This window comes from Ruegeria pomeroyi DSS-3 (assembly GCF_000011965.2).
Lineage (GTDB): Bacteria > Pseudomonadota > Alphaproteobacteria > Rhodobacterales > Rhodobacteraceae > Ruegeria_B > Ruegeria_B pomeroyi.
In genome coordinates, this window is record NC_003911.12 from 3,621,298 (window position 1) to 3,647,662 (window position 26,365).

Genomic DNA, 26,365 nt, shown 5'->3' on the forward strand with positions numbered 1-26,365 from the left:
CCGTTTGCAAACCAAAGTACAGACGATCCCCGCTTGCGTCCAGACAAAGCGTTGCCCGCGCAGGGAATTGTGGTATTCAGGTCAGCGCATGCTCTGCCGCCGCGCCTACGCGCAACAGCGCCTCTTCGCCATCCGGGCGGCCCAGCAGCGTCAGACCGCAGGCCGGCGTCCCGGTGGGCAGGCTCAACCCGCTGAGGCCCATCAGATTGCCGATGCGGGTATTGCGCAGCGCCAGCAGGTTCTCGGACACGTAATAGTCATGGTCGCTGAGCAGTCGGTCACGGTCGGGCGGCAGGATTGGCGCGGTGGGCATCAGCACGGCATCGAACCCGGCAACCGCACCATCCCAGGCCGCGCGGCAGGTCTCCAGCCGCGCCCAGGCCGCCACATAGTCGGGGCCCGAGAAGCCCGCGCCCGCGCGGAACCGTTCCAGGATCTGGTCATACATGGCATCCGGATTGGCCTCGATCACATCGCGCCACAGGCCATAGGCCTCGGCGGTATAGAGAACGCCGGACAGGGCCATGGCATCGACCAGTTCGGGAACCTCCAAAGGCACGATCTCGGCCCCGGCGGCGGAAAGGCGCGACAGCGCATCGTCAAAGGCAGACCCGGGCTCCTCGCGCAGATCATCCAACGCCACCGTCTGCAAAACGGCAAGGCGGCACCCTTTGAGCGAGGCGCCGCGCAGATCGGCGGCGCGCCCCCCTTCCAGCAGGGCCAGCGCCTCGGCCGCATCCTCGACCGAGCGGGCCAGTGGGCCGACCGTGTCGAACTTCAGGCAGAGCGGCACCACCCCTTCGAGGCTGAGCCGCCCCGACGTGGTCTTGAGCCCGACCAGATCGTGCCAGGCCGAGGGAATGCGGACCGAACCGCCGGTATCCGAGCCGATGCCACAAGCGGCAAGACCGAACGAGACCGAGGCCGCCGCCCCCGAGGACGACCCGCCTGGCACCCAGGCCGGATCATGCGGGTTCGGCGGCGTCGCCGTGATCGGGTTGAGGCCAAGGCCGGAAAAGGCCAGCTCGCTCATATGGGTCTTGCCCAGGCAGACGGCGCCGGCGGCGGTGGCGTTGCGCAGCACCAGGGCATCCGCCTCGGGCACGCGTCCCGCGAGCAGGGCAGAGCCGGATTCAGTGGCCACACCCGCGCTGTCGAACAGATCCTTCCAGCTGATCGGCACCCCGTCAAACAGCGACCGGCGCAGACCCAGCCTGGCGCGCTCGGCGGCGGCGTGCGCCTCGGCCCGGGCGCGGCGGGCGGTGACGCGGGCATAGATGCGCTCGCTGTCGGGGTGGGCCTCGATCGCGTCCAGATAGCAATCGGTCAACGCGACCGGGTCGATCCGGCCCGCCGCGATACCGCGCCCCAGATCGCTTGCCGTCATGGTCAGCCAATCGCTCATCTTATCCTCCCGCTTGCCGTTGCCGCGACGGTAGCGACAGGACTGCGCATGGACAATCCCGAACCGGCGCGCATAGTGCGACTCATGGAACACAGAGCCGATATCGCAATCGTGGGCGGCGGGCTGAACGGCCCCGCACTGGCGCTGGCGCTGGCCCAAAGCGGGCAAAGCGTCGTCCTGGTGGATGCCCTGCCCGACCCGCTGCGCACCGACGCCGAATTCGATGGCCGCGCCTATGCGCTGGCGCTGGCCTCGCAACGGCTGCTGGCCGCTGTGGGCGTCTGGGATCATGTGGCCGAGGCCGCCCAACCGATGCTCGAGATCAAGGTCAGCGACGGACATGCCGGCGCCGGCCCCTCCCCCTTCTTTCTGCATTTCGACCATGCCGAGATCGAAGAAGGGCCGATGGGCTACATGGTCGAGGACCGCTATCTGCGGCGCGCGCTGCTGGCTGCGATGGAAGACGCGCCCCGCATCACCCGCCTGAACGGCGCCGCCGTTACCGCGCAACAGACGGATGGTACCGGCGTGGTGTTGACGCTGGCCGACGGATCGCACCTGCGCGCCGGGTTGGTGGTGGGTTGCGACGGACGCAAGAGCGGCACCGCCACGCGGGCGGGCATCAAGCGGACCGGCTGGGATTATGGCCAGACCGCGCTGGTCTGCGCCATCGCGCATGAGCGGCCCCATCATGGCATCGCGCATCAGTTCTTCATGCCGCCGGGGCCATTGGCGATCCTGCCGCTGCCCGGCAATCGCAGCTCGATCGTCTGGAGCGAGCGAACCGAGGCCGCCGCCCGCATCAACGCGCTGCCCGAGGCGGAATATCTGGAAATCCTGCGGCCCCGGTTTGGCGATTTCCTGGGCGAGATCCGGCTGGAGGGTGCCCGGTTCACCTATCCGCTGAACCTGACCGTGGCCAATGCCTTTGTTGCTGAACGGCTAGCGCTGGTGGGAGATGCGGCGCACGGGATGCATCCGATTGCCGGTCAGGGGCTGAACGCGGGCCTGCGCGACGTGGGCGCGCTGGCCGAGGTTCTGATTTTGGCCGCGCGGCGGGGCGAAGATATCGGCGCAGCCCCTGTGCTGGAGCGCTATCAGCAGTGGCGCCGGTTCGACACGGCAACGCTGGCACTGGCGACCGATGCCTTCAATCGGCTGTTTTCCAACGACAACCCGCTCTTGCGGCTGGGTCGCGATGTCGGCATGGGCGTGATCGGCGCTTTCCCCGGCCTGCGGCGCGGTTTCGTGCGCGAGGCGACCGGGCTGACCGGTGATCTGCCGAAACTGATGCAGGGCCGCGCGATCTGAGTGCGGCTCCTCCGCCCTTGCGGGCGTCCTCGCCTCAGGCGCGTCCTTCGCGTTGTGCCCGGTACCGGCGCGCCCAGTCCCGGCTTTCTTCGCCGGAGAGCTTGGCAACCGCCGGGGTCAGACCCTGCGCCCGCTCCGGGTCCTGACCCAGATGCGCAAGAATGGCCGAGACCACCTCTATCGGCGTGTTCGCGAGGTCTTCGTAGTCGATGCCCAGCGGAGTGATGCCCTGGGCGAGGAACCAGTCGGTCCAGCCCGCTTCATAAGTCTCAAGTGCGCGCACATGGCTGTCGATCGCGTCGAAATCGTAGACCGGGTCGCGATGGGGGGCGAGCCGTTCGATCTCGCGCCCATCGGGCGCAATATGCCAGAGCCCCGATTGCTCGGCCCGCACCCGCGACACTGCTTGCGCCACCTTGTCCCGGCGGCGCAGATGCAGATAGCGGGTTGGTCCGAATGCCGCCTCGATCAGGGCGGTATCGCCGGGCAGTCCGGGATAGAGATGGTCCAGCATGCCCAGCATATCGCCCAGATTCTCGCGCATCAGGCGCAGCCCGAATACCGGCGTCTCGCCTCGCCCCTCGCGCAGTGCCGCCTCCAGATAGGCGCGGTCAAACCCAACCACGCCCGGGCGCAGCGTCTCGGGCAGGCCCCAATACCGGGCCCACCAATCGATGGATTGGGTGCGAAAGAAGGAATCGGGGTCACCGGCCGCGCCGGTAGCCGCCAGATAGCCGCACAGCAGGGTACTGCCGCTGCGCGGCGTTCCGCAGATGATATAGGCCGCAGGCCGGTCAGTCATCCAGCGGGCGTGCCTCGTCCACCAGCATCACCGGGATCCCGTTGCGGATCGGAAAGGCCAGCTTGGCGCCCTTCGACACCAGTTCCTGCGCCCCGGCATCGTATTCCAGCGTGGCATGGGTCACCGGGCAGACCAGCGCTTCGAGCATGCGGCGATCAAAGGCGGCGGGGGTTTCACTCATTGCAGGGGGTCCTTGCCGCTGTTGCCGCAGAGGGCGAATTCGATCAGGGTGACCAGCGTCTCGCGCCGGGTCTTGAGACAGGGCGCTTCGAGCAGGGCCTGTTTGTCCTCGGGCGTGAAATCCAGCAGCATCGACAGCGAATTGACCAGCAGCTCGTCATCGGCCTGGGTCAGGCTGTCCCAGTCGGTGCACATGTCGCGCGCCTCGAAGAACCGTTGCAGCAGGCGCAGGAAGGCATCGCGGTCGAACCGGGGATCGGGCGCGCAGGCGGCGGCCAGATCGTGATCGAAGCTTTTCCAGCACACCGTACAGCGGCGATAGGGCGCGAACCCGTCGACCTCGGACTTGATCCGAAAGCGTGAGACGCCGGTCAGGGTGATCATGTAGCGCCCATCCTCGGTCTCCGAGAACTGGGTGACCCGCCCGGCGCATCCGATTTGGTGCAGCTTGCTGCCATCCTGCCGGCAGGGATTGGGCTGGACCATGCCGATCAGCCGCTGCGGCGTGCGCAGCGCGTCATCCAGCATCTGCAGATAGCGCGGTTCGAAAACATGCAGCGGCAGCCGCGACCGGGGCAGCAGCAGCGCTCCGGGCAGCGGAAAAACCGCCAACGTATCGGGAAGGTCAGCGGATTGCATCATGCCTTCAACTGTAGCTCTATCGCGCGATTAGGCAAATATCATCGAGCTGAGCTTGCGCCGGCCATTGAGCACGATCGGATCGTTGGGCTTGAGCGCATCGAAGATGGTGAACAGCTGTGCCTTGGCCGCGCCCTCGTTCCACTCGCGGTCACGGCGGAACAGGTCGAGCAATTCGGCAACCGCCTGTTCTGTCTGACCGGCGGCATGCAGCGCCTGGGCCAGATCGAATCGGGCCTGATGGTTGTCCGGATCAGCCTCGACAGCGGCGGCCAGTTCGGCGACCGGTCCGGCATTCGACGCCTGACGGGCCAGTTCCAGCTGGGCATGCGCGGCCTCCAGCTCGGGCTTGGTCGAGATCTCGGCGGGCGCGCCGTTCAGGATCGCCTCGGCCTGATCCAGATCGCCCAGCGCAATATGGGCGCGCACCAGCCCGCCATAGGCGGCGGCATGGTTCGGGTCCTCGCCCAGGATCGCGGCAAAGGTCTCGGCCGCATCCGCAGCCGCGCCCTGCTCCAGCATCTCCTCGGCAGCGACGACCGCCTCTTCCAGCTGGGCGCCGGGCGCCTCGCCACCTGCGGCGGCGATCACCCGGTCGACAAAGGCCGAAATCTCGGAGGCGGGCAGCGCGCCCTGGAACCCGTCGACCGGCTGGCCCTGATAAAACGCATAGACGGTCGGGATCGACTGGATCCGCATCTGGCCCGCGATCATCTGGTTTTCGTCGACATTGACCTTGACCATCTTCACCGCACCCTTGGCGGCAGTCACGGCAGCCTCAAGCGCGGGGCCCAGCGTCTTGCACGGGCCACACCAGGGCGCCCAGAAATCGACGATCACCGGAACCGTCTGACTGGCCTCGACCACGTCGGCCATGAAGGTGGCTTCGTTCGTGTCCTTGATCAGATCGGCGGCGGGGGCGGCTTTTTGTCCAAGTTCAAGCATATCGGGCGTCCTTACGGAATGAGTTGGGACATATATGGACTGCGCGCGCGGTGGTGCCAACCCGTTCCGCCGGAAATATGGGTCACTGGCGGCGGTCTGGCCGGTCCGGGACATTGACGATCAGCGCCGCGAATTCCGGCACTTTCGAGAGCGCGGACAGGAACCATTCGGCAAAGGGGGCACCATAGGTCAGCGCGGCGTTCTGGAGGGTCGGAAGGTTGGCCAAAACGAAGTCGACGACGGGCTGACCCAGAAGGTCACCGAGTACCTTCCCTGTCACAGCATCCACCACCATTGTCATGGAGCTAGAGATCACCGCGATCCGCCACAAGACGTTCCGGTTCACCGCCTTCTGCGCCTCGCGCGCCTGGGCCGAGGGGTTTTCGACAATCGCGCTTTCAAGCGCGCGCAGGCGGTCGCCCATCGCCTGCTGGCCCGCGATGATCTGGTGGCTGAGCGCATCCTGCGCGGCGGTATCCTGTTCGGGGTCGGGATTGTCGCGGGCCTTGCGGGCGCGTTCCATCAAGAGGGTCACGGTGGGGTGATCCACCGTCAGCCCGCCGCCCGCGTCGCAGACGCTCGACAGCAGGGCGGCAAGCGGGCCGGGAAAGGGCATGCCCTCTTCGGCCCCTGCCCTTTCGGCGGCGCGCAGCTCGTTCAGCGCCAGATGGATCATCGCCATGTCCAGCGCCTCGAACTCGTCTTGCAGCATCGGGACCAGATGCCGCGCCAGATCGGCGAGACGGGGAAACTGATTGCCCGCCATTTGCGCCAAACGCTCCAGAAGCGCCGGGAGCGACCGGTGCATCGCGCGTTTCAGCGCGTCTTCCTGCTCTTCGGCGGTCGGGCAACTGGCGGTCACCTCCAGCCTGCCCTCCTGCTCGGCCACCGGGAACAGCGGATCGGGGGCCGGGGTTGGCCCGGTGTTCCTGGGTGGCTGCCAATCTTCCAGATAGTCGAACAGGATCCGGGCGCGGGTTTTGTTGTCTTCGATCTTGGCAATCCGCGCGATCTCAGGGTCCTGTTGCGCCGCAGTGCAATTGGTGAAGGTGAGGCCGATTGGTCCGGGGTCGGTAACAAGGCGCGTCAGCCGCCGCAACGGCCGCAGATCACGGGCTTGCGTGTTGTTCAGCGACAGCATGATCAGCCGGGTCAGGGCGGCAAGCGGCGCGATATCCGATGCTTGCATGTTCTCCAGCGACAGCGTGGTCAGCCGGGTCAGGGAGGCAAGCGGGGCGATATCCGAAACTTGCGTGTTGTTCAGCGACAGCGTGGTCAGCCGGGTCAGGGCGGCAAGCGCCGCGATATCCGATACTTGCGTCTTGTTCAGCGACAGCCCGGTCAGCCGGGTCAGGGCGGCAAGCGGCGCGATATCCGAAACTTGCGTGTTGTGCAGCCACAGCCCGGTCAGCCGGGTCAGGGCGGCAAGCGGTGCGATATCCGAAACTTGCGTATTGTTCAGCGACAGCATGGTCAGCCGGGTCAGGGCGGCAAGCGGCGCGATATCCGATACTTGCGTGTCGTTCAGCGACAGCGCGTTCAGCCGGGTCAGGGCGGCAAGCGGCGCGATATCCGATACTTGCGTGTTGTTCAGATCTAAATCGCGCAGTTCCGTCAACTCTGCAATCGACGGCGGCAGGTGGTCGAGGGCGTGGGTCTCTTCCTGGTCAAAACTGAGGGAGTCGTCCCCCTCCCTCTTCGCCTCTTCAATCCGCCGTTCCGCAGCGGCATAGGCTTTGTCGGCGTCACTCATTACTCTCACCTCTGGTTGAGGTGAGCGTAAGGTCGCCGGAACGGCGCGGCAATATCCGTCGGGGTGCTAAGGCAGTTTTCGAACGGAATGACCCGGAAATACCCTGCCATGCCTTCGGCATTCTCAGGACATTTCCGATATCTCAATTCAGATTGGTTAGAAAACGCCCTAGAGATCGAAACTGGCAAAGACCGGGGCGTGGTCGCTGGGCTGCTCCCATCCGCGCGCGTCGCGAAGGATGCGGCTGGAATGGCCCGCATTCGAGATGTCGGGCGTGGCCCAGACATGGTCCAGCCGGCGGCCCTTGTCGGCGGCGCTCCAGTCCTTGGCGCGGTAGGACCACCAGGAGTAGAGAAGCCCCTGAGGGATATCCTGGCGGGTGATGTCGACCCATTTGCCCGAATCCATCACCTGACCCAGGTGATCGACCTCGATCGGCGTATGCGACACGATCTTGAGCAGTTGCTTGTGGTTCCAGACGTCATCCTCGCGCGGGGCGATGTTGAGGTCACCGACCAGAATGGATTTCTCGGGGGCATTGGCATGGAACCAGTCGCGCATCTCGGTCAGGTAATCGAGCTTCTGGCCGAATTTCTCGTTCACCTCGCGGTCGGGCACGTCGCCGCCGGCGGGAACATAGAAATTGTGGATGGTGACCCCGTTTTCCAGCCGCGCCGCGACATGGCGGGCGTGGCCCAGCGTCGCGAAGTCCTCGCGCCCAACTTCCTCGATGGGCAGGCGCGACAGGATGGCGACGCCGTTATAGCCCTTTTGCCCATGCGCCACGACGTGCCGGTATCCCAGGTCGGCAAAACCCTCGACCGGCATCTTGTCGACGGGCGACTTGATCTCTTGCAGGCAGAGGATGTCCGGCCCTTCTTCGGCCAGAAGCTTGCACACGATGGGTTCGCGCAGGCGGACCGAGTTGATGTTCCAGGTGGCAAGGGTAAAGGGCATGGCGCGTCTCGCTTTCATCCAGTCTGGCGAAACCTATCGCCTAACCCGGCGATGTCCATGGCCTGCACAAAAAAAGGCCGGGCACGAAGCCCGGCCAGTCCAACAGGGAGGTGCATGTCATGACCCGGACATGCGCGGGTTGGGGTCAGGTTAAAGGTACCACAGAAATTCCACTTTGACCTGAATCAATATCTCGAATTACGCCACAAGCCTGTATCCGCCGGATTCGGTGACCAGCAGGCGCGCGTTTGACGGATCGGGCTCGATCTTCTGGCGCAGGCGATAGATGTGGGTTTCCAGGGTGTGGGTGGTGACCCCGGCATTGTATCCCCAGACCTCGTGCAGGAGCACGTCGCGGGGCACCACGCCGTCGGTCGAGCGATAGAGATACTTGAGGATGTTGGTCTCTTTCTCGGTCAGGCGGATCTTGCGATCATCCTCGGTGATCAGCATCTTCATCGCTGGCTTGAACGTATAGGGCCCCAGCTGGAACACCGCGTCCTCGGACTGTTCGTGCTGGCGCAGCTGCGAGCGGATGCGCGCCAGCAACACCGGAAACTTGAACGGTTTGCTGACATAGTCGTTGGCACCGGCATCCAGGCCCAGGATGGTGTCGGCATCGCTGTCGTGGCCGGTCAGCATGATGATCGGGCTCTTGACGCCCTGCTTGCGCATCAGCCGGCAGAGTTCGCGCCCATCGGTATCGGGCAGGCCCACATCCAGGATCACCAGATCATAGATCGCCTCTTTGGTCCGTTCCGATGCCGCATGGCCGGTCTCGGCCTCGAAGACATCGAAATCCTCGGTCATGACCAGCTGTTCGCTCAGCGCTTCGCGCAGGTCGTCGTCGTCATCCACCAGCAGGATCTTCTTCAGCTGCGCCATAACGGCATCCTCCAGATTTCGTTTCCCAACAGGTGAGGGCGCAGCACGAGTTCGGCAAGTTTTACTGCATTTCTCTCACGCGGTCGTGTTTTACCTGCGAGATTTATTTCACATTTCCGTCGACAGAGACTAGGTAAAAGCCGTGAACGTTATAGGATAACACCCGATGAGTCTGATCCCGGATATCACCGAGCTTTTGGCCCGCGCCCGCGCCGACCTGCGCATGGGTGTCCCGGTCGTGTTGCGGGACGAGGGTGGCGATAGCGCGCTGGCGCTGGCGGCCGAGACGCTGACAGCGGCGCGGCTGGCGGATCTGCGGCAATTGGGCGATCCGGTCATTGCCATCACAGGGCGCCGGGCGGAAACGCTCAAGGCGCGCGCCTATGACGGCGATCTGGCGCGGGTGATCCTGCCCACCGGGGCCGATCTGCGCTGGGTTCAGGCGGTGGCCGATCCATCGGACGATCTGAACACACCGATGAAGGGGCCACTGGGCACCATGCGGCAGGGCAAGGCCGGGCTGCACCGTCTGGCGATCAGCCTGACCAAATCCGCCCGGCTGCTGCCGGCGGCGGTGCTGGTGGCACTGCCCGAGGGGCGCACATTCGCTGCCGATCACGGGCTGACCACGATCGACCACGCGCAGGCCGCGCCACACCTGTCCGAGCGCAGCCCGCTGCACGTGGTCTCGGCCGCGCGCCTGCCGATGGAGGTGTCGGAGGCCGGGCGCCTGCATGTGTTCCGCCCCGAGGACGGCGGCGAAGAGCATTACGCGGTCGAGATCGGCCGCCCCGACCGGGACAAACCGGTGCTTGCGCGGCTGCATTCGGCCTGTTTCACCGGCGACCTGATGGGCAGCCTGAAATGCGATTGCGGCCCGCAGTTGCGCGGCGCGCTGGCGCAGATGGGCGCCGAGGGTGCCGGGGTCCTGCTGTATCTCAACCAAGAGGGTCGCGGCATTGGGCTGGCCAACAAGATGCGCGCCTATTTCCTTCAGGATCAGGGGTTTGACACGGTCGAGGCCAACCACCGCCTGGGCTTCGAGGATGACGAGCGTGACTTTCGCCTGGGCTCGGACATCCTGAAATCGCTGGGGTTCAAATCGGTGCGGCTGTTGACCAACAACCCCGCCAAGATCGCCATGATGGAGCGCACCGGCATCGCGGTGACCGAACGGGTGCCGCTCAAGGTGGGGGAAACCGCACATAACCGGGGCTATCTGGCGACCAAGGCGGCCAAATCGGGCCATATGCTGTGAGCCCGTGGGATGTAGTTCTGACTCCGCGCGGGGTGCGGTTTTGGGGCCGCTACCTTCCCTGTTCGATCGGCAAGGGCGGCATCCGGACCGACAAGCGCGAGGGCGACGGAGCGACCCCCGTCGGCATCCATCGCATCGTCGGCATGCTGTATCGCGCCGACCGGATCGCACCGCCTGCCCCCTGGGCGCGGCCCATCGGTCCGGGTGATCTGTGGTCTGACGATATGGGCGATGCGGCCTATAACCATCTCGTAAGCGCGCCCTACGGGCACAGCCACGAACGGCTGCGCCGCAGTGATCCGCTGTATGATCTGGTGCTGGTGACCGACTGGAACTGGCCCGAAGCGGAACCTGGGCGCGGCTCGGCCATCTTTGTCCACCAATGGCGCCGGCCGGGCTATCCGACCGAAGGCTGCGTCGCCTTCAGCCGCCCGCATCTGCACTGGCTCACACGTCGGGTACGGCCCGGAACGCGGCTGATCATCCCGCCGCTTTGACCCGGTCGCCGAAAATGGCAGAGCCGACCCGGACATGGGTTGCCCCCAGCGCGATGGCGCTTTCGAAATCGCCGCTCATCCCCATGCTGAGGCCGCTCAACCCATTGCGCGCCGCGATCTTGGCTAGCAGCGCGAAATGCAGCGCAGGTTCCTCCTCGACCGGGGGGATGCACATCAACCCTTGCACCGGCAGGTCAAGCGCGCGGCACTCGGCGATGAAGCCGTCCGCCTCTGCCGGCATGATCCCGGCCTTCTGATCCTCTTCCCCGGTGTTGACCTGAATGAACAGGTCCGGACACCGGCCCAATTCCTGCGCCAGCCGGGCAAGCGTAGTGGCCAACTTGGGCCGGTCGACCGAGTGGATGGCATGCACCAGTTCCATCGCCTGACGCGCCTTGTTGGTCTGGAGCGGGCCGATCAGGTGCAACTCCACACCATCGTAACGTTCCATGAAGGCGGGCCATTTTCCCGCCGCCTCCTGCACGCGATTCTCACCAAAGATGCGATGCCCCTGTTCCAGCACCGCCTCGACGCGCTCGTTGGGTTGCACCTTGGACACCGCGATCAGCTTGACCGACCCATCCGGGCGGTTTGCGGCCTGTTCGGCCCTGGCGATGCGGTTCTTAATCTCTTGCAGCGACATGTCGTCCCCCCGATCTGGCTTGCCGCAGAAAAACACCATGTCGGCGCAAAAGAAAAGGGCAGGTCCGAAGACCTGCCCCCATTCGATACCGTCAAGCGGTGTACAGCTTAGAAGCTGAAGTACACACCGGCCTGGAAGGTGTCGTTGTCGTTCGACGCACGACGGTAGCCTGCTTCGAAGGAAGCGCCGCCGCCCAGGTCGTACGAGTAGTGGATACCATAGGAACCACCTTCGTTCATGTTCGAACCGGCGACTGCGTCACGGTTGTCACCACGACCGGCCAGAACGTCAGATGCGCTGACTGCTTCTTCGTCGGTGTAGAACAGCAGGATGTTCGACGATGCGCCGATATCCATGTTGCCGTAGATGCCGAACTTCGAGATGCCGTCGTTGTCAGCATATGCGACGCGTGCGCCGAACTGGCCACCGTCCCATGCGACCGACACCAGGGTCTTGTCTTCCCACATGGCGTCCGACGACTGGTGCGCAGCTGCGACAGTCCAGTCACCGAAGTTGTAGGACAGCATCACGCCGATACGGTCCGAAGCAACGGCGCCGTTACGGGTCGAGTACGACAGGTGGCCGGTGAAGCCGCCGGTCGAGTAGATGGCTTCGATACCGTTCACACCGGTACCTGCCGACGAGTATGCATCCCAGTTGAAGAACTCGTTGTTCACGTTACCAACGTGCGAGTAGAAGCTGGCGCCGTCGATACCGATACCTGCGGTACGGGTCTCGAGGTAGGTGCCGGGCATGTTTTCAACTGCACCGATGATGTTGCCGACGTTCACGCGGAAGCCCTGGTAGGACACACCAAAGCGAGCGCCGTTGAAGGTCGCGCCGCCGGGGGTGTTGTCACGGCTTTCAGCCTGTGCACGGAAGCGAGCGTCGAACGCAACACCGGCGTCGGTTTCTGCCGACATGTCGAACTGCAGACGCAGACGGCTGGTGATGGTGGTCTTCGAGACACCGTTCACGGCGCGGTCGTTGGCGTCGTTGTAGTCCAGACCGAAGCGGCCGTAACCGCTGATACGAACGTCTGCTGCTGCGACGCTTGCGGTAGCGATCAGCGCAGTCGTTGCGAAGAGAACTTTTTTCATCGTGTTTCCCTCGGTTTTCATTCATACGCCCAAACCAGTGAATCCGGCGTGGGTATGGACAGGGGTTTCGCTCTTTCGCCCCCCTGTTTGCAAGTCTTGGCGGCAAGCCCGACGCAAAGTCGTCACGGATGGTGCAGCTTTGCCACAGTCCGGTGACCCGGCAGCGGTTTTTCCCCCTCACGGCCCATCAGAAAACAGACAAATCCGCCTCGTACGCGCGCGTTCCCCCTATAGAGGCTTGCTCCCCTCACGTGGCTTGGGTAGGACATTTCCCAACAGAAAGCAGCGGGACCGTCCAATGACCTTGCAGAACGCGTTCAAAGCCACCCTCGTCCTTGCCCTGTGCCTGGGCGTGGCTGCCTGCGGCAACCGGCGCGCGGGCGTGCGCATCACGGACGCACCGCCGGCGGACGATTCCTATATCACCAACAACCGCGAAAGCGCGCCTACCAATTACGAGAAATCCTCGATCTGGGATGTGTTCGGCCCCTCCAAGGCCGAGCAGACTGTTCAGGTGAACCGTTATCTCTGGGCGGCCTCGCTGGATGTGCTCAGCTTTCTGCCGATCCAGTCGGTCGATCCATTCACCGGCGTGATCGTCACCGGATATGGCACCCCGCCGGGTGGCGGCCGCTCGTACCGGGCCACCGTGCATATCAAGGATCCCGCACTTGAGGCGCGGTCGTTGAAAGTGTCGCTGCAAACCAGCGGTGGCTCACCGGTCAGCGCCGCAACCGCCCGCGCGGTCGAAGACGCGATTCTGTCGCGGGCGCGCCAGCTACGCATTGGCGACGACAAACTCTAGAACCTCGCGCCAATTCGCTTTATCACCACGCCGGGTTCACGCCCGGCGTTTGCATTCATCAAGGACCAGAACCGCCATGTCGCGCTATTCCGCCACCGAAATCGAAGCCAAATGGCAAGAGGCCTGGGACAAGGCCGGTATCTTCAGGGCCGCGCGCACGGCGGACAAGCCGAAATACTACGTGCTCGAGATGTTCCCCTATCCGTCGGGGCGCATCCATATCGGCCATGTGCGCAACTACACGATGGGCGACGTGATCGCGCGCTACAAGCTGTCGAACGGGTTCAACGTGCTGCATCCGATGGGCTTCGATGCCTTTGGCATGCCCGCCGAAAACGCAGCCATGGCCAGCGGCGGCCACCCCAAGGACTGGACCTACAAGAACATCGAGACCATGGTCGCGCAGATGAAGCCGCTGGGCTTTGGCCTCGACTGGTCGCGCATGTTCGCCACCTGCGACCCGGAGTATTACGGTCAGCAGCAGGCGTTGTTCCTCGATTTCCTTGAAAAAGGGCTGGTTTATCGCAAGAACGCGGTAGTGAACTGGGACCCGGTCGACATGACCGTTCTGGCCAATGAGCAGGTCGAGGACGGGCGCGGCTGGCGCTCGGGCGCGCTGGTGGAACGGCGCGAACTGACGCAATGGTTCTTCAAGATCTCGGACATGTCGGGCGAGTTGCTGGACGCGCTCGACACGCTGGATGACTGGCCCGCCAAAGTGAAGTTGATGCAGGCCAACTGGATCGGCAAGTCGCGCGGTCTGCAATTTTCCTGGGCGCTGACCGAGCCTGCGCATGGTATCGAGGCGCTCGACGTCTATACCACGCGGCCCGACACGCTGATGGGGGCATCCTTCCTTGGTATTTCCCCCGACCACCCGCTGACCAAGGCGCTGGAGGCCGAGAACCCCGACCTCGCCGCCAAGGTGGCCGAGATGCGCAAGGGCGGCACCACCGAGGAAGCCATTGAAAAGGCCGAGAAGCTGGGCGCCGATACCGGGTTGCGCGTGCGCCATCCGCTGAACCCGGATTGGGAACTGCCGGTCTGGGTCGCCAACTTCATCCTGATGGATTACGGCACCGGCGCGATCTTTGCCTGCCCGGCACATGACCAGCGTGACCTCGATTTCTGCCGCAAATACGACCTGCCGGTGATCGACACCTTCGTGGCGCTCGACGATCCCAAGCCGATCGCGACCGAGGCCTTTGTGCCGCTGAAAACCGAAAAGGTGAAATGGATCGACCATTTCGCCGGGCTGGATGTGGCCACCGGGCAAGAGGCGATCGACACCACCATCGACTGGATGGAGGCCAAGGGCCTGGGCACCGGCGTCACCAAGTTCCGCCTGCGCGACTGGGGCCTGTCGCGCCAGCGTTATTGGGGCTGCCCGATTCCCGTTGTGCATTGCGATGCCTGCGGCGTGGTGCCGGAGAAAAAGGAAAACCTGCCCATCCGCCTGCCCGACGATGTCACCTTTGACGTGCCCGGCAACCCGCTGGACCGTCACCCGACCTGGCGCGACTGCGCCTGCCCGTCCTGTGGCAAACCCGCCCGGCGCGAGACCGATACGATGGACACGTTTGTTGACAGCTCGTGGTATTTCGCCCGCTTCACCGCGCCGCGTGCCGAAACACCCACCGATATGGCCGAGGCCGAATACTGGATGAATGTCGACCAGTATATCGGCGGCATCGAACACGCGATTCTGCACCTGCTCTATTCGCGCTTCTTCGCCCGCGCGATGCATATCTGCGGCCACCTGCCCGAGAAGTCGAAAGAGCCGTTCAACGCGCTCTTTACGCAAGGAATGGTGACGCACGCGATCTACAAGACCACCGGCGCCGATGACCGCCCGGTCTATCACTATCCCGAGGCGGTACGGCTTGAGGGCGGCAAGGGGTATCTCGAGGACGGCACCGAGGTCGAGATCATCCCTTCGGCCAAGATGTCGAAATCCAAGAACAACGTGGTCGACCCGGTCGCCATCATCGATCGTTTCGGCGCCGATACCGCACGCTGGTTCGTGCTGTCCGACAGCCCGCCGGAGCGGGATGTGGAATGGACAGATGCCGGTGCCGAGGCCGCACACAAGCACCTGAACCGGGTCTGGAACCTGTGCGACAGGATCGCCGCAATGGACTCCGCCGCGCCTGGCGAAGGGGATGACGACCTGCTGCGTGAAATGCACAAATGCATTCGCGATGTCACCAACGGGATCGAAAGCTTCGGCTTCAACGCCTCGATTGCCAAGCTCTATGCCTTCACCAACACGCTGGCGAAATCCAAAGCTGGCGCGGCGGCGCAAAAGCAGGCAATCATGACCCTGGCACAGCTGATGTCGCCGATGACCCCGCACCTGGCCGAGGACATCTGGGCCCATCAGGGCGGCGAGGGGCTGATTGCGGCGGCGCCCTGGCCGGTCGCGGACGAGGCGATGCTGGTCGATGCGCTGGTCACCCTGCCGGTGCAGATCAACGGCAAGCGCCGCGCGGAAATCAGCGTGCCCGCAGACATGGACAAGACGCAGGTTGAAAAACTGGCCCTCTCCACCGATGCTGTGCAAAAGGCGCTGGATGGCGCCGCCCCGAAAAAGGTGATCGTCGTGCCGGGTCGGATCGTCAATGTGGTCGTGTAACCGCAGAACCCTGCTGATGCTGCCGGTGGCGCTGGCCGCCTGCGGCCTGCAGCCGGTCTATGGCCCCGGCGGCGCCGGTGACGCGCTGCGCGGCCGGGTCGAGGTTTCGGCCCCCGATGATGCCGAAAGCTATTGGCTGGTGCAGAATCTGGAACAAAACCTTGGCCGGACCGCCGCTGCCGGTACCGACTATCTGCTGGACGTCAAGGTGCGCACTGCCTCGCAGGGTCAGGCGATCACCGCCTCGAACGACACCACGCGCTATTCCATCGTCGGCACCGCCACCTATACGCTGACCGGCAAGGAGAGCGGCGCGGTGATGGCCTCGGGCGAGGTGCGCAGTTTCACCGGATATTCCGCGACCGGCTCGACCGTGGACACGCTGGCCGCTGAACGCGATGCCCGTCATCGCCTGATGGTGATTCTCTCCGATCAGCTGGTCACCCAGCTTTACGCAACGCTGGACCCGCCGGCATGAAGCTGTCCCCGCGCGAGGCGGATGGCTATTTCGCCCGTCCCGACGCGGGCAAGACCGGTATCCTGATCCACGGGGCCGATGCCATGCGCATCGCGCTGAAACGCCAGCAGATCATCGCGGCACTTCTTGGCCCGGGTGGCGAGGAAGAGATGCGCCTGACCCGGATGCCCGGGGCCGAGTTGCGCAAGGACGCGGCCCAGCTTCTGGATGCGGTCAAGGCGGTGGGCTTCTTTCCCGGCCCGCGCGTGGTCTTTGTCGAGGATTGCCCCGAAACCTCGGCCCCTGCGGTGCTGACGGCGCTGGAGGACTGGCAGCCGGGCGATGCCCAGATCGTGGTGACCGCCGGCCAGTTGAAACCCAGTTCCAAGATCCGCAAGGCGTTCGAAACCCATCCCAACGCCTATGCCGCCGGTATTTATGACGACCCGCCCTCGCGGGCCGAGATCGAGCGGATGCTGTCCGCCGCCGGAATCCGCGACGTTCCGCCCGAGCCGATGACGGTCCTGTCCGATCTGGCGCGCGATCTGGGGCCGGGAGATTTCGCGCAGACGATGGAAAAGTTGGCGCTTTACAAGCTGGGGGATACCGCCCCGCTGGTGCTTGAGGATATCGCCGCCTGCGCCCCCCGCTCGACCGAGGCAGCGTTGGACGACGTGTTGAACGTTGTGGCCGAGGGCAAGGAGGGCGAGATCGGGCCGCTGATCCGCCGGCTTCAGGCCCAGGGCACCACACCGGTCAGCCTATGCATCGGGGCGACCCGGCATTTCCGTACGCTCTATACCTGTGCCTCGGCCCCCGGCGGGCCGTCACAGGGCATCGGCGCGCTGCGCCCACCTGTCTTTGGCCCCCGCCGCGACCGCATTCTGAACCAGGCGCAGCGTTGGGGTGCGAGGCGGCTCGAGGCGGCGCTGACGGTGCTGACCGATACCGACCTCGCCCTGCGCTCGGCGGGGCAATCGGCGCCGCAGATGGCATTGGTCGAGCGGGCGATGATCCGTCTGGCGTGGCTATCCCGGTCACGGTAACGTTACGGCCTCGCCTGCGGGGCTTGACCCAGCGCCCGCCGGCCCCATGCTGCAACCAGATCATCAAAATGGGAGACGATCATGTACAAGGTCTATGGGCGGGTCAAAAGCCGCGCCTCGCGCGTTTTGTGGCTGCTCGAAGAGTTGGGGCAACCCTACGAATTCGTCGATGTCGGCCCGCATGACCCGCAGGTCAAGGCCCTGAACGGCAGCGGCAAGATCCCGGTGCTGGTCGATGGTGACCACGTGATCACCGACAGCTCTGCCATCATGACCTATCTGGCCGACAAGCATGGCCAGCTGACCTATCCCGCCGGCACGCCGGAACGCGCCAAGCAGGACGCGCTGCTGCACACCATCCTGGACGAGATCGATGGGGTGCTGTGGGTGGCTGCGCGCCACGGCTTTGTCCTGCCCGAGGACAAGCGCGTCCCCGCCGTGATCGACTGTGCAAAATGGGAGTTCGAGCGCAATCTGGCGCGTCTTGAATCCCGCCTGGGCGCCCCCTTTGCGATGGGCGACAAGGTGACCATCGTCGACATCCTGCTGGTGCATTGCCTGAACTGGGCCTTTGGTGCCGGGTTCCCGATCACCTCGGACCGGATCAAGGCCTATGGCAAAGAAATGCGCGCCCGCCCCGCGTTTCAGCGCATGGGCGCATTGACCCCGGCCTGAGCCCAGGCCGCCGCCGCGCGTCCGGCCCAACGGCCGGTCGCCAGGCACCCGGTCAGGAGGTAGCCGCCGGTCGGCGCCTCCCAATCCAGCATCTCGCCCGCGCAGAACGTGCCGGGCAGTGCGTTCAGCATCAACCCGTCATCCAATGCCGCGCGCGCCACCCCGCCCGCGGTCGAGATCGCCTCGTCCATCGGGCGCAGGCCCGCATGCTGGACGGGCAATCGCTTGATCAGCGCCGCCAGTGCCCCGGGCGCCTGCGGCAGCGGGCGAGCGAATTCCATCAGCAAGGCCCGGCTTTCCGGCGCCAGCTTCAGCGCCTTGCGCAGATGCGAGGACAGGCTGGCCTTGCCCCGCGGGCGCGCCAGCCGGGCAGTAACCTGTTCCAGCGGCAGGTCGGGCAACAGATCGACAAAGAGGGGCGCGCCCTGCCGGACCGCCGCCGAAACCGCATAGATGCCGCCGCCCTCCAGTCCCCGGGTCGAGATCACCGCCTCGCCCCGGCTGTTCAGCGCGCCCGCCTGCCAGGCCACGCCCTTGACCGGCTGCCCGGCCAGCGGCGCCATATGCGCGGACCAGTCGACCAACACCCCGACATTGGCGGGCGCAAAGGCTGTCAGCCCGACCCCGCGCGCGCCCAGCACCCCGGCCCAGGCCCCGTCCGAGCCAAGCCGGGCCCAGCTGGCCCCGCCCAGCGCAAGAACAGTGACCAAGGGCTCGATCTTCTGTGCACCCTCGGGCGTGTCGAAACAAAACGCATCGCCCTGCCAACCGGTCCAGCGCCAGCGGGTGCGAATCTCGACCCCGAGGCCCGCCAGTTCCGCCAGCCAGGCCCGCAACAGCGGAGAGGCCTTCATCGCGGTCGGGAAGACCCGACCGGTCGAGCCTGTAAACAGCTCTTGCCCCAGATCGCGCGCCCAGTCCTGCACCGCTTGGGCGTCAAAGGCCGCAAGCATCGGGCGCAGCCAGTCGGCCGCATCGCCATAGGCGGCAAGCAGCCGCTCCAGAGGTTCGTCCTTGGTCAGGTTCAGACCTGACTTGCCCGCCATCAGGAACTTGCGCGCAACCGAGGGTTTGGCCTCGGCCACCAGCACCGGCAGGCCGGCGCGGGCCAACTCGCCCGCCGCCATCAGACCCGCAGGTCCCGCCCCGATGACAAGCGCCGGTTTCATGCCTGCCGCGTCTCGATACTGCCCGAAAGCTCGACCACCCGATGCGGATAGGGGATTTCGATGCCATTCTCCTTGAGCGCGTTCCAGATCAGGAACAGCACATCGGACATGAACTTGTTCTTGCCGTCGTCGATCCCCTCGACCCAGAATTCGACCGCGAAATCGACCCCGCTATCGCCGAAACCGCGCAGCTCGCAATCGGGCGGAAAGGGTTTTGCCAGAACGCCGGGATGTGTCGCCACCACCGCCTCGATGATTGCAGGCACCCGGTTGATATCGGTGTCATAGCTCACCGAAAACGGCGCCTCGTACCGGTTGGCGCTGCCCTGATCCGAGAAGTTGACCACCCGGGTGGTGATAAAATCCTCGTTCGGGACCACGATCCAGCGCCCGTCGAACGTCTCGAGGATGGTGGCGCGCGCGGTCATCTTGATGATGGTACCCGCCTCGCCCCCGTCGAGTTCCACGTAATCACCCACGGTCGCCTGCCCTTCGAGCAGCAGGATGACGCCCGAGATGAAGTTCGAGGCGATCTTTTGCAGGCCAAAGCCGAGGCCGACACCGATGACACCGCCCAGCACCGCCAGCGAGGTCAGGCTGATCCCCATGATGTTCATCACCAGAAGGAAAGCGATGCCGAAGATACCGATCTCGACCGCCTTGGCGGTCAGCTCGCGCATGGCGGGGCGCATTTCACGCTGCTGCTTGATGAAATTCACCGACTGGTCGTTGGACCAGCGCCCCAACCAGAAAATGGCGCCGCCGACCACGAGGAAACGCAGCGCAAACAGCAGCGAGAACGAGAGGTTGCCCAGCGGCACCACGGTCTGGTCCAGCTTGGCCATGGCCGGTTCGAGAAGCCCCAGCGCATAAAGCGCCGCCACAGGGATCAGCACGTAGCGGCCCAGCAGTTTCATCAGCGGATCGTCAAGAATCTCGCGCACCAGAATGCGGGCGGCCAGGAACAGGAACACCCGCTTGCCAAAGGCGATCACCGCCCCCGAGCCGAACAGCGAACGGGTGACGCTTTCGCCGATGCCGGTAAAGACATAAGCCAGAAGCGGCAGCAACAGCGGCACGAAGATCAACACGAAACGGCGGGTCCGCGACAGCGGGTCCATCTGCTCCACAGGCGGCGTCAGCAGGCGCGACAGCGGCCCACGCAGTCGGCGCGCGGCATAAAGCGCGGCCAGATAGGCCACCACCAGCAACGCAAATTGCGACCAGGCGGCCGGGCTCGACACCCAGCCCAGCGCAATATCCCACAGACGTTCGACCTGTACGAGCAGGTTGTTCAACAGCTCGGTCTGGGTCTGGGTTCCAAGTTCCATCGGTCTCTCCACTTGCACCGTTTGCACGGTGGTGCATCCTCTTGCCCATGACCGACAAGGAAAACAAGTGCCTCGAATTCCCCCTGCCCGGGCGGCTCTGTCCGCTGTGCGGGCGGCCGATACCCGATGGGGACGGCAGCCAGCATCACCTGATCCCACGATTGAAAGGCGGCAAGGGCGGGCCGACTGTCCTGCTGCATGTCATCTGTCACAAGGAGATCCATGCAACCCTGACCGAGGCGGAACTGGCGCGCAGCTTTCACACGATCGAAGCCCTGCGCAGCCATCCCCGATTGGCGAAATTTCTCGCCTGGGTGCGCAAGCGGCCGCCTGGGTTTCGCTCGAAAGTGCCGGGCGGACGACGCAAACGCTAGCGGTTCAGAGCCTTGATGCGCGACGGCGACCGGAAACCTGCAAGGTTTCCGGCCCGGTTTCGTTGCACGAAACCGGCACCTCGCGGACAGATGGGATCAGGGGCAAAGCCGGGCGATGCCTGCGGCGATCCCGGGATCGGCGGCAAGGGAATCGGCCACCAGCGCTCGGGCGGTCTCCAGCAGCTGGTCAGCTGGTACGATACGGTCCACCAGACCGAACTCATAGGCCTCCTGCGCGGTGATCTTCTGGCCCGCCATCAGGATCAGCCGGGTCCGCGCCGGTCCGATCAGCGCCGCCATGCGGACCGGATCGGAGGGTTGCGGCAGAAAGCCGAGCTTCATCACCGGATAGAACAGCTTGGCCTCGGGCACCGCGATGCGCAGGTCACAGGCCAGCGCCATGCCATTGGCCCCGCCCGCCAATGTCCCGTTCAGGGCCGCGACCGTCAGGCAGGGCAGCGCCGCGATCGCGCCCGACAGCCGCTCCCACAAGTCCGAGGTCGCCAACCCCGCCCGCGCGGCCTCGAGATCGGCACCGGCGCTGAATACCTTGCCGCGCCCGGTCAGGATCAGCGCCCGCGCCTCGCCCGCCGTCTCGGCGATCTCGACCAGCCGCTCCAGCATGGCCACGGTCAGCGAATTGGCCTTGTCGGGGCGGTTCAGGGTGACGGTCCACAGACCGCCCTCCTTTTCCAGCTCGATCATGCCAGCCCCACCCGCTTGCGGATATCCTCGTCCCTGAGCGAGATTTCGGTTCCCAGAAACGGGTCCGCCTCGGCCCCGCACATCCACAAAAGGGTGCGTGCCGGCCAGTCGGCGGGAATATGCGCCGACCAGTCCAGCTGGCTGACCGGGTTGATGCCCGAGCCCTTGATCTCGCGCTGCATTTGGGTGGCCACGGTGCCCGGCGACAGGCCCATGGCGCGGATGCCATGATGCCCCTCTTCCAGATGCAGGCAGGCGGTCAGCATCGCTGCACCGGCCTTGGAGGCGCAATAATGGCTCCAGGCCTCGACCGGGTTATGGGCGGCGCCCGAACTGACGGTCAGTATGGTGCCACCGCCAGCCTTGCGCATCACCGGCAATGCCGCGCGCATGCCGTAATAGACACCTTTGAGGTTGATATCGATGGCATGGCCCCACCCGACGGGGTCCGAGCTGGCAAGATGCGAGATCGGCTCGATCACACCTGCGTTATTGATCAGCACGTCGAGCCCGCCGAACCGCGACACCGCCGCGTTCACCGCGCCTGCCACCTGCGCCGCGTCGGCCACGTCGCAGGCCAGGGCCAGCGCGCGATCGCCGATCTCTGCCGCCTGCGCGGCCAGTGCCTCGGCGCTGCGCGCCAGCAATACGACATTGGCCCCGGCCTGGGCAAAGACACGCCCCGCCTCGGCCCCGATCCCCCGGCTTGCGCCTGTGATCAGAACGGTTTTTCCTTTCACTGCGGTCATGCATCTTCCTCCCATGTCTGCTGCGCCAGTCCTACGCCGGGACAGGGGAAGGATCCAGTGCCTGCCCCCCTTGACGCCCGCCCCTTGCCGCAACACGATAGGCGCGAAATTGATCCAGAGAGGTTCTTCTGATGCCCGTTTTTCTACGCCGCACGTCCGGCGCCGTTCTTGTTTATGCCATTTCAACCCAGATCGCCTGGGCGGACCTGACCGCCGATCAGGTCTGGGCCGACTGGAACGCCTATCTCGGCGGCATGGGTTATGACGTCGCAGGCACGGAAAGCAGATCGGGTGACACGCTGACCATCGCCGATTTCGCCATGTCCATGAACATGCCGGAACAGGACAGCGCGATGTCGTTCTCGATGCCGCAGATCACCCTGACCGATCAGGGTGACGGCACAGTCCGGATCGGCCTGCCAGAAGAATTCCCGCTTTCCTTCACTATGAGTGTCGAGGATGAGGCGCCGGTGACCGGCACCGTCACCTATGCCAACCGCAACATGTCCATGGTTGCAAGCGGCGATCCGGACAACATCACCTATGATTACAACGCCGATCAGATCAGTGTGCGGCTTGCCTCGCTGATGGCCGATGGCGAGGCGATGCCCGCCGACGCCATAAGCTTCCTGATGGAAATGACCTCTGTCAGCGGCACATCGCAGATGAGCCTGGGCGAGATGCGCGATCTGGTGCAAAGCTTCACCGCAGCGGGCCTGACCTATGCGCTGTCCTTCGACGACCCGGACTCGGACGATGCGGGGAACTTCTCGGGCACGCTGTCGGATGTCAGCTATTCGGGGAGCGGCAGCCTGCCGACCAGTTTTGATGCGACCAACTTCTCGGACATGCTGAAGTCGGGCTTCGCCTTTGACGCGCTGATGAGCTATGGCGCCGGCAGCGGCAATGTGGCCGCCAAGGGCGATGGCGAGGAGTTTGCCTGGACCTCTTCCTCGCAGGGCGGCGATTTCCGGATCGCGATGGACGCGGGCCATGTGGTCTATGACCTCAAGGGCCGCCAGTCGCAGATTTCGATGACGACGCAGGACCTGCCGTTTCCCATTGATCTGGCCATGGCGGAATCGGGGTTCAAGCTGGATATCCCCACGCAGGCGGGCGACGATCCGCAACCCTTCAGCTTTGGCATGAACCTGACCGATTTCACCATGTCCGACATGATCTGGGGCATGTTCGACCCCGCCGGCGCCCTGCCGCGCGATCCGGCGACCGTGGTGCTTGACCTGTCGGGCCTGGCGACGGTTCTGGTCGATTTCCTCGATCCGACCGTAGCAGAAACGCTCGAGGCGACCGGCGGTGCCCCGGGCGAGCTGAACGAGCTGACCATCAACCAGCTGCTGGTCTCGCTGGTGGGGGCCAAGCTGACCGGCACCGGCGCCTTCACCTTCGACAATTCCGACTACGAGTCCTTTGGCGGGATGCCCGCACCCTCTGGTGTGGCCAACCTGACGCTGACAGGGGCAAATGCGCTGCTGGACAAGCTGATCGCGATGGGCTTCGTCTCGGAGGATGACGCCATGGGCGCGCGGATGATGATGGGCATGCTGGCGGTGCCCGGCGATGCGCCCGATACGCTGAACTCGAAGATCGAGATCAATGAACAGGGTCATGTGCTGGCCAACGGTCAGCGCATCAAGTAACCGCCTTTGGGGCGCGTGCATCGGCTGCGCGCCCCGTTGACACCCCGGTCGCCCGCGCCGCGCCCCATGGGGCTTGCAGCGGGCGGCGGCGGGGGCTACCTCCCTGACAACAGCAAAGGACAGCCCATGCCGCACAAGGCCGAAGACCTCAGCCACGCCCTTTTGCACGCCGCCCGCCAGGCTGGCGCCGAAGCCGCCGACGCGCTGGTGGTGCAGGGTACATCGGTCTCGGTCGAGGTGCGCGGCGGCGCGTTGGAACATGCCGAACGCTCTGAGGGGACCGATCTGGGCCTGCGGGTGTTCGTCGGCAAGCGGCAGGCGATCGTGTCCAGCTCGGACAGCCGCCCCGAGGCGCTGGCCGCAATGGCGGAGCGCGCTGTGGCGATGGCACGCGAGGCCCCTGAGGACCCCTATGCCGGGCTGGCCGAGCCCGATCAGCTGGCGCGCGGCTGGGACCTTGCCGCGCTGAACCTGCGTGACCCTGCCGCCGAACCCGACCCTCAGGCACTGATGCAGGACGCGCTGGCCGCCGAGACCGCCGCCGCAGCGGTAAGCGGCGTGACCCAGGTGTCGGATGCCGCCGCCGCTTACGGTCAGCACCATGTGCACCTGGCCGCCACCAACGGGTTTTCCGGCGGCTACGGGCGCAGTGTGCGTTCGCTTTCCTGCGTGGCGATTTCGGGCAGCGGAACGGGGATGGAGCGGGACGCCGATGGCGACAGCCGCACCTATCAGTCCGACCTGCGCAGCCCCGAAGAGATCGGCCGCAGCGCCGGCGAACGAGCGGTGGCCCTGCAAGGGGCGCGCAAACCGGCGACCGGCAGCTATCCGGTGCTGTTTGATGAACGCATTTCAGCCTCGCTGATCGGGCATCTTCTGGCGGCGGCAAATGGCGCTTCTGTCGCGCGCGGCTCGTCCTGGCTCAAGGACAATCTGGGCGAGCAGGTGCTGCCCGCTGCCCTGTCGCTGATCGAAGATCCGCATCGCCCGCGTGTCTCTGGATCGCGCCCCTTCGATGCCGAGGGCCTGCCGACGCAGGCCCGCGCCATTGTCGAAGACGGGGTGCTGACCGGCTGGACGCTGGACCTGGCTAGCGCACGCAAGCTGGGGTTGGCCTCGACCGGCAATGCCACCCGTGGCGTGTCGGGTCCGCCCTCGCCCAGCAACTGGAACCTGACGCTGACGCCCGGCACGGCCAGCCGCGACGATCTGATCCGCGACATGGGAACCGGGCTGCTGGTGACCTCGCTGATCGGATCGACGATCAACCCCAACACCGGCGATTACTCGCGGGGGGCCTCGGGGTTCTGGGTCGAGAAAGGCCAGATCGCCTATCCGGTCAACGAATGCACCATCGCGGGCAATCTGCGCGACATGCTGCTGGGGATGATCCCGGCAAACGATGCCCGGCCCTGGCTGACGCGGGTGGTGCCGTCGATCCTGATCGAGGGGATGACGCTTGCCGGAAACTGACGTCGACCTGCTGATCCGCGCCGCCCGCGAGGCCGGGCAGATCGCCACCCGCTATTCGGGGCGTGACGCCCGGCGCTGGGACAAACCCGATGGCGCGGGCCCGGTGACCGAGGCCGATCTGGCGGTGAATGCCATGCTGGCGCAGATGCTGCCCGCGGCCCGCCCCGGCTATGGCTGGCTCAGCGAAGAGACCGAGGACACCGCCGCGCGGCTGGATCACGACCGCGTTTTCATCATCGACCCGATCGACGGCACCCGCAGCTTTGCCGAAGGGTCGCGCACCTGGGCGCATGCGCTGGCGGTGGCGGATCGGGGCGTGGTCACTGCCGCCGCCGTCTATCTGCCCCAGCGCGACCTGCTGTTTTCCGCCTCGGCCGGGGGCGGCGCCTTTCTGAACGGCGCGCCGATCCGGGTCTCGGCGCCTGCGCATCTGGCCCAGGCGCATATTCTTGCCGCGCGCCCCAACCTGCAGCCGGAACACTGGACCGGGGGCCAGGTGCCCGCGTTCCACCGCGACTATCGCCCCTCGCTTGCCTATCGTCTGGCGTTGGTGGCGCAGGGACGGTTCGACGGGATGCTGACCCTGCGGCCCAGCTGGGAATGGGATATCGCTGCTGGCGAGTTGATCCTGCGCGAGGCGGGCGGGCTTTGTACCGACCGGAGCGGTGCGGCCCTGCGCTTCAACAATCCCAAGCCCCGGCTGGACGGGGTCATCGCCGGTGGGCACACCGTGCATCGCGGCCTGTTCGGCGCCCTCGACCCCGCCAGCGCGGGTATTGCGGCGCATTGACGGCAACAGCCCCGCGCGCCCGATGGCTTGACCCGGGCCGCCAAACCCTTAGGGTGCCGCCGATTTCAACCCCTCTCCGTCAGGAGCGCCGCATGGCATCCACCGCCCCGACCGACCGGCGAC

26 protein-coding genes are annotated in these 26,365 nt (G+C 65.3%); 12 read left to right on the forward strand and 14 right to left on the reverse strand.

The window, feature by feature from the left end; all coding sequences use genetic code 11:
* Positions 1-76 precede the first annotated feature (76 nt).
* Entirely contained in the window at positions 77-1,405 is a 1,329-nt protein-coding gene (locus tag SPO_RS17305; protein WP_011049101.1) for an amidase, read from the reverse strand.
* Positions 1,406-1,453: 48 nt separating this feature from the next.
* Between SPO_RS17305 and SPO_RS17310 the strand changes: the two genes are divergently transcribed.
* Complete coding sequence (locus tag SPO_RS17310) at positions 1,454-2,716, forward strand: FAD-dependent monooxygenase (RefSeq protein WP_011049102.1); 1,263 nt, start codon at positions 1,454-1,456, stop codon at positions 2,714-2,716.
* A 34-nt stretch (positions 2,717-2,750) separates the two neighbouring features.
* On the opposite strand, the gene SPO_RS17315 is transcribed toward SPO_RS17310, so the two are convergent.
* The 7 genes from SPO_RS17315 to SPO_RS17345 form a co-directional block, all read right to left on the reverse strand.
* On the reverse strand, positions 2,751-3,518 hold the full coding sequence (locus tag SPO_RS17315) for a Stf0 sulfotransferase family protein (protein ID WP_011049103.1): 768 nt from the start codon (positions 3,516-3,518) through the stop codon (positions 2,751-2,753).
* Entirely contained in the window at positions 3,511-3,699 is a 189-nt protein-coding gene (locus SPO_RS17320) for a Trm112 family protein (protein ID WP_011049104.1), read from the reverse strand. The genes SPO_RS17315 and SPO_RS17320 overlap by 8 nt, the downstream gene beginning before the upstream one ends.
* Entirely contained in the window at positions 3,696-4,340 is a 645-nt protein-coding gene (locus SPO_RS17325) for an LON peptidase substrate-binding domain-containing protein (protein ID WP_030003261.1), read from the reverse strand. Before SPO_RS17325 ends, SPO_RS17320 begins: the two co-directional genes overlap by 4 nt.
* A gap of 27 nt (positions 4,341-4,367) precedes the next feature.
* Positions 4,368-5,282 (reverse strand): thioredoxin, encoded by a 915-nt coding sequence (gene trxA / locus SPO_RS17330; RefSeq protein ID WP_011049106.1) that lies wholly within the window; start codon positions 5,280-5,282, stop codon positions 4,368-4,370.
* An 82-nt stretch (positions 5,283-5,364) separates the two neighbouring features.
* A complete protein-coding gene (locus SPO_RS22315; RefSeq protein ID WP_011049107.1) occupies positions 5,365-7,035 on the reverse strand; it encodes a leucine-rich repeat domain-containing protein in 1,671 nt (556 codons plus the stop codon).
* Positions 7,036-7,203: 168 nt separating this feature from the next.
* Positions 7,204-7,992 carry an exodeoxyribonuclease III gene (locus SPO_RS17340; RefSeq protein ID WP_011049108.1) on the reverse strand — a complete coding sequence of 263 codons (789 nt, stop codon included), beginning with the start codon at positions 7,990-7,992 and terminating at the stop codon, positions 7,204-7,206.
* Between the two features lie 198 nt (positions 7,993-8,190).
* Complete coding sequence (locus SPO_RS17345; protein ID WP_011049109.1) at positions 8,191-8,877, reverse strand: response regulator transcription factor; 687 nt, start codon at positions 8,875-8,877, stop codon at positions 8,191-8,193.
* Between the two features lie 166 nt (positions 8,878-9,043).
* On the opposite strand from SPO_RS17345, the gene ribA reads away from it, so the two are divergent.
* Both ribA and SPO_RS17355 read left to right on the forward strand, forming a co-directional pair.
* Entirely contained in the window at positions 9,044-10,135 is a 1,092-nt protein-coding gene (gene ribA / locus SPO_RS17350; protein ID WP_011049110.1) for a GTP cyclohydrolase II, read from the forward strand.
* Positions 10,132-10,632 (forward strand): L,D-transpeptidase family protein, encoded by a 501-nt coding sequence (locus SPO_RS17355; RefSeq protein ID WP_011049111.1) that lies wholly within the window; start codon positions 10,132-10,134, stop codon positions 10,630-10,632. Before ribA ends, SPO_RS17355 begins: the two co-directional genes overlap by 4 nt.
* Here the strand turns inward: SPO_RS17355 and SPO_RS17360 are convergent.
* Positions 10,616-11,275 carry a YggS family pyridoxal phosphate-dependent enzyme gene (locus SPO_RS17360; protein WP_044029369.1) on the reverse strand — a complete coding sequence of 220 codons (660 nt, stop codon included), beginning with the start codon at positions 11,273-11,275 and terminating at the stop codon, positions 10,616-10,618. The genes SPO_RS17355 and SPO_RS17360 overlap by 17 nt on opposite strands.
* A 107-nt stretch (positions 11,276-11,382) precedes the next feature.
* Positions 11,383-12,375: a porin gene (locus tag SPO_RS17365; protein WP_044029370.1), complete on the reverse strand. Its 993-nt coding sequence runs from the start codon at positions 12,373-12,375 to the stop codon at positions 11,383-11,385.
* A gap of 298 nt (positions 12,376-12,673) precedes the next feature.
* Between SPO_RS17365 and SPO_RS17370 the strand changes: the two genes are divergently transcribed.
* From SPO_RS17370 to SPO_RS17390, 5 genes are all read left to right on the forward strand, one after another.
* The gene (locus SPO_RS17370) at positions 12,674-13,180 is read left to right on the forward strand and encodes a DUF3576 domain-containing protein (protein ID WP_011049114.1); all 507 of its coding nucleotides are present in this window, start codon (positions 12,674-12,676) and stop codon (positions 13,178-13,180) included.
* A 76-nt stretch (positions 13,181-13,256) separates the two neighbouring features.
* Complete coding sequence (gene leuS, locus SPO_RS17375; protein ID WP_011049115.1) at positions 13,257-15,815, forward strand: leucine--tRNA ligase; 2,559 nt, start codon at positions 13,257-13,259, stop codon at positions 15,813-15,815.
* Positions 15,802-16,293 (forward strand): LPS assembly lipoprotein LptE, encoded by a 492-nt coding sequence (gene lptE / locus SPO_RS17380; protein ID WP_011049116.1) that lies wholly within the window; start codon positions 15,802-15,804, stop codon positions 16,291-16,293. The genes leuS and lptE overlap by 14 nt, the downstream gene beginning before the upstream one ends.
* Positions 16,290-17,318, forward strand: a complete 1,029-nt coding sequence (gene holA / locus SPO_RS17385) for a DNA polymerase III subunit delta (protein ID WP_011049117.1) — start codon at positions 16,290-16,292, stop codon at positions 17,316-17,318. Before lptE ends, holA begins: the two co-directional genes overlap by 4 nt.
* Before the next feature lie 81 nt (positions 17,319-17,399).
* Positions 17,400-17,993: a glutathione S-transferase family protein gene (locus SPO_RS17390; protein ID WP_011049118.1), complete on the forward strand. Its 594-nt coding sequence runs from the start codon at positions 17,400-17,402 to the stop codon at positions 17,991-17,993.
* Here SPO_RS17390 and SPO_RS17395 read toward each other — a convergent pair.
* Positions 17,963-19,162: a TIGR03862 family flavoprotein gene (locus SPO_RS17395; RefSeq protein WP_011049119.1), complete on the reverse strand. Its 1,200-nt coding sequence runs from the start codon at positions 19,160-19,162 to the stop codon at positions 17,963-17,965. The genes SPO_RS17390 and SPO_RS17395 overlap by 31 nt on opposite strands.
* Positions 19,159-20,493 (reverse strand): mechanosensitive ion channel family protein, encoded by a 1,335-nt coding sequence (locus SPO_RS17400; RefSeq protein WP_044028744.1) that lies wholly within the window; start codon positions 20,491-20,493, stop codon positions 19,159-19,161. Before SPO_RS17400 ends, SPO_RS17395 begins: the two co-directional genes overlap by 4 nt.
* Positions 20,494-20,540: 47 nt before the next feature.
* Here SPO_RS17400 and SPO_RS17405 point away from each other — a divergent pair, with 47 nt between their 5' ends.
* Positions 20,541-20,867, forward strand: coding sequence for an HNH endonuclease (locus SPO_RS17405; RefSeq protein ID WP_051420399.1), 327 nt, complete (start codon positions 20,541-20,543; stop codon positions 20,865-20,867).
* A gap of 96 nt (positions 20,868-20,963) precedes the next feature.
* On the opposite strand, the gene SPO_RS17410 is transcribed toward SPO_RS17405, so the two are convergent.
* Positions 20,964-21,572: an enoyl-CoA hydratase/isomerase family protein gene (locus tag SPO_RS17410; RefSeq protein ID WP_011049122.1), complete on the reverse strand. Its 609-nt coding sequence runs from the start codon at positions 21,570-21,572 to the stop codon at positions 20,964-20,966.
* Entirely contained in the window at positions 21,569-22,321 is a 753-nt protein-coding gene (locus SPO_RS17415; RefSeq protein WP_011049123.1) for an SDR family oxidoreductase, read from the reverse strand. The genes SPO_RS17410 and SPO_RS17415 overlap by 4 nt, the downstream gene beginning before the upstream one ends.
* Positions 22,322-22,452: 131 nt before the next feature.
* Between SPO_RS17415 and SPO_RS17420 the strand changes: the two genes are divergently transcribed.
* From SPO_RS17420 to SPO_RS17430, 3 genes are all read left to right on the forward strand, one after another.
* Positions 22,453-23,979, forward strand: coding sequence for a DUF2125 domain-containing protein (locus SPO_RS17420; RefSeq protein ID WP_011049124.1), 1,527 nt, complete (start codon positions 22,453-22,455; stop codon positions 23,977-23,979).
* A 126-nt stretch (positions 23,980-24,105) separates the two neighbouring features.
* Positions 24,106-25,452: a TldD/PmbA family protein gene (locus SPO_RS17425; RefSeq protein WP_044029374.1), complete on the forward strand. Its 1,347-nt coding sequence runs from the start codon at positions 24,106-24,108 to the stop codon at positions 25,450-25,452.
* Positions 25,439-26,242: an inositol monophosphatase family protein gene (locus SPO_RS17430; protein ID WP_011049126.1), complete on the forward strand. Its 804-nt coding sequence runs from the start codon at positions 25,439-25,441 to the stop codon at positions 26,240-26,242. The genes SPO_RS17425 and SPO_RS17430 overlap by 14 nt, the downstream gene beginning before the upstream one ends.
* The last annotated feature ends 123 nt before the right edge of the window (positions 26,243-26,365 follow it).